The sequence below is a fragment of the Kitasatospora sp. NPDC056327 genome (assembly GCF_042261735.1).
Classification (GTDB): domain Bacteria; phylum Actinomycetota; class Actinomycetes; order Streptomycetales; family Streptomycetaceae; genus Kitasatospora.
The window spans coordinates 1-12,477 of sequence record NZ_JBHJRC010000247.1 but is presented as its reverse complement, the minus strand read 5'-3'; the positions used below and the strand labels follow the sequence as shown (position 1 = coordinate 12,477).

General features: G+C 77.1%; 2 protein-coding genes. One reads left to right on the top strand and one right to left on the bottom strand.

Features of this window, described 5'->3' with window-relative positions; all coding sequences use genetic code 11:
* Positions 1-11,720 (bottom strand): SDR family NAD(P)-dependent oxidoreductase (locus tag ACFCX4_RS27880; RefSeq protein ID WP_376147977.1); only part of this gene is annotated, 11,720 nt, incomplete at its 3' end.
* A gap of 172 nt (positions 11,721-11,892) precedes the next feature.
* On the opposite strand from ACFCX4_RS27880, the gene ACFCX4_RS27875 reads away from it, so the two are divergent.
* On the top strand, positions 11,893-12,438 hold the full coding sequence (locus tag ACFCX4_RS27875) for a hypothetical protein (RefSeq protein ID WP_376147975.1): 546 nt from the start codon (positions 11,893-11,895) through the stop codon (positions 12,436-12,438).
* Positions 12,439-12,477 lie beyond the last annotated feature (39 nt).

Sequence of the window (12,477 nt, the reverse complement as noted above, 5' to 3'; positions counted from 1 at the left end):
GGGGTGAGGTGGGTGAGGGTTTCGTCGAGGGCTTCGGCGAAGACGGGGTGGGCGGCGTGGAGTCCACGGCCCATCCCCGGCCGCTGCGACCCCTGGCCCGAGAACAGCAGCGCCAGCCCGCCGGGGGCGCCGACCCGGCCCGTCGCGGTGTTCGGTGCGCTCCGCCCCGCCGCCAGCGCGGCCAGCCCGGTCAGCAGTTCCTCGCGTCCGGTCCCGGTGACCACGGCGTGGTGCTCGAAGCGCGCCCGCCCGGTGGCCAGCGCCCGGCCGACGGCGGCGGGACCCGGGGCCCCGCCGTCGCGGACGAACTCCAGCAGTCGGCCCGCCTGTTCGCGCAGCGCCTGCTCGCTGCGGCCGGACAGCACCCACGGGACGGCCGGCGGCTCGTCCGCGGCGGGGGCCGGCGTCCGGGCGGGGGCCGGCGGCTCCTCCAGGATCACGTGGGCGTTGGTGCCGCTGATGCCGAAGGAGGAGACCGCGGCCCGGCGCGGCCGCTCGCCGCGCGGCCACGCGACCGCCTCGGTCAGCAGTTCGACCGCGCCGGCCGACCAGTCGATGTGCGGGCTGGGCCGCTCGGCGTGCAGGGTCCGCGGCAGCAGCTCGTGCCGCATCGCCATGATCATCTTGATCAGCCCGGCGGCGCCGGCGGCGGCCTGGGTGTGGCCGATGTTGGACTTGACCGAGCCCAGCCGCAGCGGCTCGTCCCGGTCCTGCCCGTAGGCCTCGATCAGGGCCTGGGCCTCGATCGGGTCGCCCAGCGAGGTGCCGGTGCCGTGCGCCTCCACCGCGTCCACGTCGGCAGGGATCAGCCCGGCACCGTCCAGCGCGGCCCGGATGACCCGCTGCTGGGAGGGGCCGTTGGGGGCGGTCAGGCCGTTGCTGGCGCCGTCCTGGTTGACCGCCGAGCCCTTGACGACCGCGAGCACCGGGTGGCCGTTGCGGCGCGCGTCGGAGAGCCGCTCCAGCAGCAGCAGACCCGAGCCCTCGCCCCAGCCGGTGCCGTCGGCCTCGGCGGAGAACGCCTTGCAGCGGCCGTCGGAGGCCAGCCCGCGCTGGCGGCTGAACTCGACGAAAACCGTCGGCGTCGCCATCACGGTGGCGCCGCCGGCGAGCGCCAGGTCGCACTCGCCGGAGCGCAGCGACTGCGCCGCCAGGTGCACCGCGACCAGCGAGGAGGAGCAGGCCGTGTCGATGGTGATGGCCGGGCCCTCCAGCCCGAACACGTAGGACACCCGGCCCGAGGCGACGCTGCTCGCGCTGCCGGTGCCGATGAACCCCTCGAAGCCCTCGGGGGTGTTCTCCACCAGCCGGGCGCCGTAGTCGTCGTACATGATCCCGGTGAAGACGCCGGTGCGGCTGCCGCGCAGGTCGGCCGGGTCGATGCCGGCCCGTTCGAAGGTCTCCCAGGCGGTCTCCAGCAGCAGCCGCTGCTGCGGGTCGGTGGCCAGCGACTCGCGCGGGGACATCCCGAAGAAGTCGGCGTCGAAGTGCGCGGCGTCGTAGAGGAATCCGCCCCGGGTGGAGTACGTGGTGCCCTGGTGGTCCGGGTCCGGGTCGTAGAGCGCCTCGGCGTCCCAGTCCCGGTCGGTGGGGAACTCGCCGATCGCGTCGGTGCCGTGCGCCACCAGGCGCCACAGGTCCTCGGGGGAGCGCACGCCGCCGGGGAACCGGCAGCCCGCGGCCACCACCACGATCGGCTCGTCGTCGCGCGAGGTCCGCCGGCGGCGGGCGGCGGAGGCCGCGGCCGCGCCGGAGCCGAGCAGCCGGCCGCGCACGTACTCGGCGACGGCGGCCGGGGTCGGGTGGTCGAACACCAGGGTGGCGGGCAGCCGCAGACCGGTCGCCGCCCCCAGGCGGTTGCGCAGGTCGACGGCGGTCAGCGAGTCGAAGCCCAGCTCCTTGAACGCCCGGTCGGCCGACAGCGCGTCGGCCGAGGAGTGGCCGAGGACGGCCGCCACCTGGCCGGCGACGGCCCGTGAGAGGGCCTGTCGCTGCTGGTCCTCCGGCAGACCGGCGAGCTCCGCCGCCAGCCCCTGGAGGGCGCCCTCGCCACCCGGCCGCGCGGCGCGCCGGACCCCGCCGCGGACCAGCCTGCCGAACAGCGGCGGCAGCACGCCGTCACGGGCCTGCTCGCGCAGCGCCGACAGCTCCAGCCGCGCCGCCACGAAGGCCGCGCCCGGCCGGGCGACCGCGGTGTCGAACAGGGCCAGCGCCTGGTCGGAGGGCAGCGCGGCGATGCCGCCGCGGCGCATCCGCTGGAGGTCCGCCGCGCTCAGGTTCCCGGTGATGGCGCTGGACTGCGCCCACAGGCCCCAGGCCAGCGAGGTGGCCGGCAGGCCGTGCGCCCGCCGGTGCGCCGCGAGGCCGTCCAGGAAGGCGTTGGCCGCCGCGTAGTTGCCCTGGCCGGGGCCGCCGAAGGTGGCGGCGGCGGAGGAGAACAGCACGAAGGCGGCCAGGCCGAGCCCGCGGGTGAGTTCGTGCAGCACCCGGGCCGAGTCGGCCTTGGTGCGCAGCACGGCCGCCAGCCGTTCCGGCGTCAGCGACTCGACGGTGGCGTCGTCGACGGTCCCGGCCGCGTGCACCACCGCGGTCAGCGGGTGGCCGGCGGGCAGGTCCGCCAGCAGCGCGGCGACCGCGGCCGGGTCGGCCGCGTCGCAGGCCGCGACCGTCACCTCGGCGCCCGACTCCCGGAGCTCCGCGACGAGTTCGGCCGCTCCGGGCGCCTCCGGGCCGCTGCGGCTGACCAGCAGCAGGTGCCGCACGCCCCGGACGGTCACCAGGTGCCGGGCCACGACGGCGCCCAGGGTGCCGGTGCCGCCGGTGATCAGGACGGTGCCCTCGGGGTCGTAGGCCGGCGGCCGCGCGGTCGCGTCGTCGCCGTCGCGCACCAGGCGCGGCAGGTGGCCGCGCCCGTCCCGGACCGCCACCTGGCCCTCGCCCGCGGCCAGGGCCACCGCGAGGGCGGTGTCCTCGTCGGCGCCGGGCTCGGTGTCCAGCAGCACGATCCGGTCGGGGTGCTCCGACTGCGCGGAGCGCACCAGGCCCCACACGGCCGCGCCGTCGAGGTCGGTGACGTCCTCGGCGGTGCCCCCGGCGTTCACCGCGACCGCGCCGCGGGTGAGCACCACCAGCCGGCTCCCGTCCAGCGACCCGTCGGCGAGCCAGCGCTGGAGGGCGGTCAGGGTGCCGGCCGGGCCGCCGTCGGCACGGTGCACCAGCACCGGCGCGGCGGGCGTGCCCGGGGCGGCCAGTTCGGCCCACGCCACCGGCTCCCCGGCCGGCGCGTCCGCGGGCAGCGGCGTCCACGCCACGGTGAGCAGCGGGGTGTCGGGGCGCACCGACGCGTCGGCGGTGAGCGGGCGCATCGCCAGGCCCTCGGCGGCGAGCACCGGGGCGCCGGTCACGTCGTGGGCGGCGATCCGGACCAGGCCGGGCCCGTCGGGGGTGATCCGCACCCGCAGCACGGTCGCCTCGGCGGCGTGCAGCCGCACGCCCGTCCAGGCGAACGGCAGGTTGGTGTCCTGGCCGGACGACGTGTCCAGCAGCAGGGCGTGCAGCGCCGCGTCCAGCAGCGCCGGGTGGACGGTGTGGCCCGCCGGGTCGACGCCGTCGGGCAGCGCGACCTCGGCGTGGATCTCCTCGCCGTCCTTCCAGGCGGCCCGGACGCCCCGGAACGCGGGCCCGTAGTCGTAGCCGTGGCCGGACAGCCGCGGATAGGCGTCGGTGAGGTCGAGCGGCTCTCCGGCCGGCGGCCAGGCGGGCGCCTCCTCCAGGGGTGCGGGCACCGGCCCGACGACGCCGCTGACGTGCCGGATCCACGCCTCGTCCGCGGCGCGCGAGTGGACGGCGAAGGAGCGCCGGCCCTCGGCGTCCTCGGGATCCAGCACCACCTGGATCTGCACGGTGGCGCCGTCCGGCACGATCAGCGGCGCCTCCAGGGCGAGTTCGCCGACGCCCTCGGCGCCGGCCTCGGCCGCCGCGTGCAGCGCGAGGTCCAGGAACGCGGTGCCGGGCAGGATGACGGTGCCCCGGATCGCGTGGTCGCGCAGCCACGGCTGGGTCCGCGCGGACAGTGCGCCGGTGAGCAGGATCTCGTCCCGGTCGGGGTGCCGGGTGGCGGCGAGCAGGACGGCGTGGTCGCCGGGGGTGAGGCCGAAGCTGCCCGCGTCGCCCGCCGCGGCCGGCGGCTCGGTGAGCCAGAACCGCTCCCGCTGGAACGGGTAGGTCGGCAGCTCGGCGTGCACGGCGCTGCCGGGCCCGAAGACCGTCGACCAGTCCACGGCCGCGCCGGCGCAGTGCGCGCCGGCCAGGGCGGCGGCCAGGACGGCGGTCTCGCTCCGACCGGGCCGCAGGGTGGCCAGCAGGGTGGTGCCGTCGAGCCGCGCCGCGTGCGGGATCAGCACCGGGGCGGGGCCCAGCTCCAGGCAGGTGGTGGTGCCGGCCTCGTGCAGGGCGGTCAGGCCGTCGGCGAAGCGGACGGTGCCGCGCAGGTGGCGGACCCAGTAGTCCGCGTCGTACTGCTCGACGGGTCGGCCGGTGAGGTTGGAGATCACCGGAACGCGGGGCGGCTCGTGGACGAGGCCCGCGGCGACCGCGCGGAACTCCTCCAGGACCGGGTCCATGTGGGCGGAGTGGAAGGCGTGGCTGACCTTGAGCGCGGTGGTGCGCCGGCCCTGGGCCCGCCACTGGGCGGCGAGGGCTTCGACGGCGTCGGCGTCGCCGGAGATCACCACGGAGGTGGGGGAGTTGACGGCGCCGACGGTGGTGCCGGGGAGGAGCGTCGGGGTGACCTCCTCCTCGGTGGCCTCCAGGGCCGCCATCGCCCCGCCCTCCGGCGCGGACTGCATCAGCCGGGCCCGACCGGTGACCAGCGCACAGGCGTCCGCCAGGGAGAGCACGCCCGCGCAGTGGGCGGCGGCGATCTCGCCGACGGAGTGCCCGAGCAGGGCGTCCGGGCGCAGCCCGTGGTGGGTCAGCAGCCGGAACAGCGCGGTCTGGACGGCGAACAGGGCCGGCTGGGTGTACTCGGTGCGGTCGAGCCGGGTGGCGTCCTCGTCCCACATCACCTCGCGCAGCGCCGGGTCCAGGTGCGCCAGCACCTCGTCCAGCGCGGCGGCGAACACCGGGTGGGCGGCGTACAGTTCGCGGCCCATGCCGGGACGCTGCGCGCCCTGGCCGGAGAACAGGAACGCCGTCCGGCCGCCGCCGGCGGTGCCGCGCACCAGCTGCCCGGAGTCCGCGCCGTCGGCCAGCGCCGCCAGCCCGGCCAGCAGCTCCTCCCGGTCGCGGCCCAGGACGGCGGCCCGGTGCTCCAGGTGGGCGCGGCCGAGCGCCAGCGACCGGCCGGTCTCGGCGCCGTCCAGGTCGAGTGCGGCCAGTCGCCGGGCCTGCTCGCGCAGCGCCGGCCCGGACTTCGCCGACAGCAGCCAGGGCAGCACGGGCGGCGCGGTGGCCGGGGCGGGCGCCGGGAGGTCCGGGGCCTGCTCCAGGACGACGTGGGCGTTGGTGCCGCTCATCCCGAACGCGGAGACGCCGGCCCGGCGCGGGCCGTGCGCCGAGGTCCACTCGGTGTTCTCGGTGAGCAGCTCGACGCCGCCCGCCGACCAGTCGATGTGCGGGCTGGGCTCGCTGACGTGCAGGGTCTTCGGCAGCACCTGGTGGCGCATCGCCATGACCATCTTGATGACGCCCGCGATGCCCGAGGCGGCCTGGGTGTGGCCGATGTTGGACTTGACGGAGCCGAGCCGCAGCGGGCGGTCGGCGTCGCGGTCCCGGCCGTAGGTGGCCAGCAGGGCCTGGGCCTCGATCGGGTCGCCGAGGGTGGTGCCGGTGCCGTGCGCCTCGACCGCGTCCACGTCGGCGGTGGTCAGTCCGCCGTCGGCGAGCGCGGCCCGGATGACCCGCTGCTGGGAGGGGCCGTTGGGGGCGGTCAGGCCGTTGGTGGCGCCGTCCTGGTTGACGGCGGTGCCGCGCACCAGGCCGAGGATCCGGTGGCCGTTGCGGCGGGCGTCGGAGAGCCGCTCCAGCAGCACCAGGCCGGTGCCCTCGGAGAAGCCGGTGCCGTCCGCCGAGGCCGAGAACGCCTTGCAGCGGCCGTCCGCGGAGAGGCCGCGCTGGCGGGCGAAGTGGACGTACATCATCGGCGTCGACATGATCGCCACGCCGCCGGCGAGCGCCAGGTCGCACTCGCCGGAGCGCAGCGACCGGGCCGCCAGGTGCAGGGCCACCAGGGAGGAGGAGCAGGCGGTGTCGACGGAGACGGCCGGGCCCTCCAGACCGAACACGTAGCTCAGCCGCCCGGAGACCACGCTGCCGGCACTGCCGGTGCCGATGTAGCCCTCCAGGTCCGGCGGCGCCGTGAAGCGGGTGCCGTAGTCGGTGTAGATGAGGCCGGTGAAGACGCCGGTGCGGCTGCCGCGCAGGGCGGCGGGGTCGAGGCCGGCGCGTTCGAAGGTCTCCCAGGCGGTCTCCAGCAGCAGCCGCTGCTGGGGGTCGGTGGCGAGGGCCTCGCGCGGGGACATCCCGAAGAACGCCGGGTCGAAGTCGCCCGCGCCGTCGACGAACCCGCCGTGCCGGGTGTACGTGGTGCCGGCGTGGTCCGGGTCGGGGTGGTAGAGCTGTTCGAGGTCCCAGCCGCGGTCGGCGGGGAAGGCGGTCATCGCGTCGGTGCCGGCCGCCACCAGGTCCCACAGGTCCTCGGGGCTGCGCACGCCGCCCGGGTAGCGGCAGCCCATCGCGACGATGGCGATCGGCTCGTCGGAGGCGGGCGCGCGCACCGCCGGCCCGGCGTCGTCGGCGCCGCCGGCCAGCTCGGCCAGCAGGTGGGCGGCGACGGCGTCCGGGGTGGGGTGGTCGAAGACCAGGGTGGCGGGCAGCCGCAGACCGGTCGCCGCGTTCAGACGGTTGCGCAGTTCGACGCCGGTCAGCGAGTCGAAGCCCAGCTCCTTGAACGCCTGGTCCTCGCGGATGCCGCCGGCGGCGGTGTGGCCGAGCACGGCGGAGGCGTGGGTGCGCACCAGGGCGCGCAGCAGCCGGATCCGCTCCTCCTCCGGCAGCCCGGCGAGCCGGCCCGCGAGCGCGGCGTCCCCGGCGGGGACGGCCGCGGCGCGGGTGCGGGCGCGGACCAGGCCGCGCAGCACGGCCGGGACCTCGCCGTTTCGCCGGGCGGCCGGGTCGAGGCCGGCGGCGACCGGGTGGGCCTCGCCGGACGCCAGGGCGGCGGCGGTCAGCCGGTCGGGGCCGGAGAGTGCCAGCACCTCGCCGGGCAGGCCCTGGGCCCGCCGCAGCCGGGCCAGCGCGTCCAGGAAGACGGCCTCGGTGCCGCCGGCCGTGCCGAGTGCGCCGTCGGCGGGAGCCAGCAGGACGAAGCGGCGCAGCGCGGCGCCGTGCTCCCGGGCGACCAGGTGCGCCGCCCAGGCGGCGCCGGTCCGGGCCCGCAGGGCGTCCGCGGGGTCCTCGCCGTCCCCGGCGGCCCCGCCGGTGTGCACGACCGCCGTCAGCGGTCGGCCGGCGAGCAGCGCCTCCAGGGCGTCCCCGGCCGGCGGCTCCGCGGCGACGGCCGGCTCGGCGCCCGGGAACTCCCGCGCCAGCCGGGCCGCGACGGCCTCGGCGTCGGGGCCGGTCACCAGGACGGCGCCCTGCCAGTCGGTGCCGTCCGGCGCGCCGTCGGCGGCGCCGTGCACCCGGGCCAGGCGGGGGACGAAGAGCCCGCCGCCGCGCACCGCGAGCTGCGGCTCGCCGGCGGCCGAGGCCGCGGCCCGCAGGGCGGCCTCCTCGGCGCCGGCCGCGTCGTCCAGGTCGACGTCGACCAGTGTGATCCGCTCCGGGTCCGCGGCCTGCGCCGAGCGCAGCACGCCCCAGACGGCCGCGCCCGCGAGGTCGGCCGGGCCGTCCCCGGCGTCCACCCCGACCGCGCCCCGGGTGCGCACCACCAGCCGCTGCCCCTCCGGCAGTCCGGCCAGCGCTTCGAGCGCCCCGGCGACCGCCGCGTGCACGGCGGTGAGGTCCTCGGCGGCCTCCACCGCCAGCACCGTCGCCCGCTCCGGCAGGCCGGCGGCGCCGGCGGACGGCGCGAGCGGCTGCCACTCCAGCCGGAGCAGCGAGTGCTCCCGGCGCGGCACCAGCTGCTCCAGCCGCACCGGCCGGGTGGTGACCGCCCGCGCCTCCAGCACGGGTGCGCCGGTGCCGTCCACGGCGGTGAGCGCGAAGGTCCCCCCGGCGGTCTCGGTGAGCCGCACCCGCAGCGCGGTCGCGCCGACGGCGTGCAGCCGCACGTCGCTCCAGGTGAACGGGAGCCGCGGGTCGTCCTCGGGGGTCTCGACGAACAGCGTCTGCAGCGCCGCGTCCAGCAGCACCGGGTGGACGGCGTACCCGGCCGGGGCGGTCGTCAGCTCGACGTCGGCGAACAGCTCGCGGCCGTGCCGCCAGGCGGCCCGCAGCCCGCGGTAGACCGGCTCGTAGCCGATGGCGCGGGCGGCCAGCCGCTCGTACAGGCCGGCCACGTCCAGCGCCACGGCACCGGACGGCGGCGTCAGCCGGTCGGCGGCGGGCACGGCGGCCGGGTCGCCGGGGGCGAGCAGGCCGACCGCGTGCCGGGTCCACTCCCCGCCCGCCGCGCCGGAGTCGGCCGGCGGTGCCGAGTGCACCTCGACGGTGCGCCGCCCCCGCCCGTCCGGTGCGCCGACGGTCACCCGCAGCCGGGGCGCGCCCGTCTCCGGGACGCCCAGGGCGGCCTCGACCGTCAGCTCCTCCAGCACCGCGCAGCCGGCCAGGTCGGCGGCGTGCAGTGCGAGGTCGACGTAGGCGGTGCCGGGCAGCAGGGCCTGACCGAGCACGGTGTGGCCGGTCAGCCAGTCGTGCGCGCCCGGGCCCGGCCGGCCGGTCAGCACCAGGCCGCCGTCGGCGAGGTCGAGCGCGGCGTCCAGCAGCGGGTGCTCGGCGGTGCGCAGACCGGCCGAGGTGACGTCGCCGCCGGCCGGCCGCCGCACCCAGTAGTGCTCGCGCTGGAAGCGGTAGGTCGGCAGGTCGGCGCGCGGGCCGTCGGGCACGATCGTCGACCAGTCCACCGCGGCGCCCTCGGTGTGGGCGCGGCCCAGCGAGGTGCGGAAGTGCACCAGGGTGCCGTGCCGGCGGCGCAGGCTGCCGCCGGCGGTGCCGCGCTCGCCCAGGGTGTCCCGCAGCGGGTTCACCAGCACCGGGTGCGGCGACATCTCCAGGAAGCGGGTGTACCCGGCGGCGGCGAGCGCCTCGACGGTGGAGTGCAGCAGCACCGGGTTGCGCAGGTTCCGGTACCAGTAGGCGCCGTCCAGCCCGGGTCCCTCGGCCGGGGCGCCGGTGACGGTGGAGTGGAACGGCACCGCCGCCGGGCCGGGCCGCACCGGGGCGAGCAGGCGTGCCAGCTCCTCCTCGATCGACTCCACGTGGACGGAGTGCGAGGCGTAGTCCACCGGGATCCGGCGGACCTCGACGCCGTCGGCCTCCAGGGCGGCGGTCAGCTCCAGCACCCCGGCCTCGTCGCCGGAGACGACGACGGCGGAGGGGCCGTTGACGGCCGCGACCGACACCCGGCCCGCCCAGCCGGCCAGGTACCCCTCGACCTGCTCGGCGGAGGCGGTGACCTGCGCCATCGCCCCCTGCCCCGCCAGCGCGACGATCGCCCGCGAGCGCAGCGCCACCACCCGGGCGGCGTCCCGCAGGGAGAGGATCCCGCTGACCGCGGCGGCCGCGATCTCGCCCTGCGAGTGGCCGATCACCGCGTCCGGCTCGACGCCGTGGCTGCGCCACAGGGCGGCCAGCGACACCATGACCGCCCACAGCGCGGGCTGGACGACCTCGACCCGCTCCAACTGCTCGCGGTCGCCGAGGACGTCGGTCAGCGACCAGTCGACGAACTCCGACAGCGCCTCGTCGCAGGCGCGCAGCCGCTCGGCGAACACGGGGGAGGCGGCGGCCAGTTCCAGACCCATGCCGGCCCACTGCGAGCCCTGGCCGGGGAAGACGAAGACCGTGCGGCCGCCCCGGCCCCCGGCGGTGCCGGCGGCCGCGTTGGGCACGCTCACGCCGTCCGCCAGCGCGCGCAGCGCCTCGCCGAGCTCCGCGAGGCCGTCGCCGACGGCCACCGCGCGGTGCGGGTGCCGGGCGCGGCCGTGGACGAGGGTGCGGGCCGCGGCGGCCGGGTCGAGCGCCGGGTCGGCCTCGACGGCGGCCAGCAGGGCGCGGGCCTGGTCGCGGACGGCGGCCTCGCTGCGGCCGGAGAGCAGCCACGGGACGGCCCGGTCGGGCCCGGCGGCGGGGGCCTCGGTGGGGGCCTCGGCGGGCGTCTCCCCGGGGACCGCTTCCTCGGGGGCCTGCTCCAGGACGACGTGGGCGTTGGTGCCGCTGATGCCGAAGGAGGAGACCGCCGCGCGGCGCGGCCGGCCGGTCTCCGGCCACTCCCGGGCCTCGGTCAGCAGCCGGACCTCGCCGGAGGACCAGTCGATGTGCGGGCTCGGCTCGTCGGCGTGCAGGGTGCGGGGCAGCACGCCGTGCCGCATGGCCATGATCATCTTGATCATGCCCGCCGCACCCGCGGCGGCCTGCGCGTGGCCGATGTTGGACTTGATCGAGCCCAGCCACAGCGGCCGCTCGCGGTCCTGCCCGTAGGTGTTGAGCAGCGCCTGCGCCTCGATCGGGTCGCCGAGCGTGGTGCCGGTGCCGTGCGCCTCGACGGCGTCGACCTCGGCGGTGGTCAGACCCGCGTCGGCCAGCGCGGCCTTGATCACGCGCTGCTGGGCGGGCCCGTTGGGCGCGGAGAGCCGGCTGCTCGCGCCGTCCTGGTTGACGGCGGTGCCGCGCACCAGGCCGAGGATCCGGTGGCCGTTGCGGCGGGCGTCGGAGAGCCGCTCCAGGAGCAGCAGGCCGGCGCCCTCGCCCCAGCCGGTGCCGTCGGCGTCCGCGGAGAAGGCCTTGCAGCGGCCGTCCTCCGACAGCCCGCGCTGGCGGCTGAACTCGATGAACAGGCCGGGCGTGGAGATGACGGTCACCCCGCCGGCGAGCGCGAGGTCGCACAGGCCGTCGCGCAGTGCCTGCGCTGCCAGGTGGACGGCGACCAGCGAGGACGAACAGGCGGTGTCGACCGTGATGGCCGGCCCCTCCAGGCCGAACACGTACGAGATCCGGCCGGAGGCGACGCTGCCTGCGCTGCCGGTGCCGAGGTAGCCCTCAAGCTCCTCCGGCATCCGCTGGAAGCCGGTGCCGTAGTCGTCGTACATGACGCCGGTGAACACCGCCGTCCGGGAGCCGCGCAGGGCGGCCGGGTCGATGCCGGCGCGCTCGAAGGTCTCGTACGCGGTCTCCAGCAGCAGCCGCTGCTGGGGGTCGGTGGCGAGCGCCTCGCGCGGCGACATCCCGAAGAACTGGGCGTCGAACTCCCCGGCCCCGTAGAGGAATCCGCCGTGGCGGGTGTGCGAGGTACCGGGGTGGTCCGGGTCCGGGTCGTAGAGCCCGTCCACGTCCCAGCCGCGGTCGGCCGGGAAGGGTCCGATGGCGTCCGTGCCGTCCTCGACCAGCTTCCAGAGGTCCTCGGGCGAGCCGATCCCGCCGGGGTACCGGCAGCCGATGCCGACCACCGCCAGCGGTTCGCCCCTGGCCGACTCCAGGTCCTTGAGCCGGTCGCGTGCCTGGCGCAGTTCGACGGTGGTGCGCTTGAGATAGTCCCGGAGCCTGTCCTCGTTCGCCGCCATTCGGAGTAACCCACTACCTCTCGTCGTGACACCGGTCTGCTCCGCCAATATCGCCAGGTCGGCTAGTGATCCCCTAAGGACGATCTAAAGGGCCGTCGGCTTTAGCGGGCGCTTAGCGCGAGGCCGAACACTCGTCGCGCACGGCTGTGTCCCAAGTCAGGAGAAAACCCAAGTGCGCAACAAGCTCCCCCGGCCGGCGGTACTCGCCGCCGCCACCGTCTCGATCGTCGCGCTCGCCTCGGGCCTCGGCGGTTCGGCGTTCGCCGACGCGGCCCAGGGCAAGAAGCACCCCGAGTCGCCCGCCTGCGTCGTCTTCAAGGACCTGCCCGAGTTCGTGACGAGCATGGACTACCACGACCAGGCCCCGGCCGGTCCGAGCGTCGGTGACTTCGGCTTCTACACCGACGAGGTCAAGGACGCCTCCGGCGCCAAGGTCGCCGACGTCGTGGGCACCGGGCGGATCCTCTACCAGCGCGAGACCGACGGCCACCTGATCATCCACTACAACGACGTGGTGACCTTCGCCAACGGCAGCAAGGTCAGCGCGATCGGCACCGCCGACGTCAACGCCCTGATCGGCGGCGCCGGCGTCTCGCAGGCCCTGATCGGCACCAAGGGCAGGTACAAGGGCTGGTACGGCACCCGCGAGTGGACCCGGGTGTCCCAGAAGGAGGCCCTCGTCACCATGACGCTCTGCAAGGACCCGGCGAAGGCGTAACACCCCCGCGACGCCCCCGAGGGCGGTACGGCCGCGACG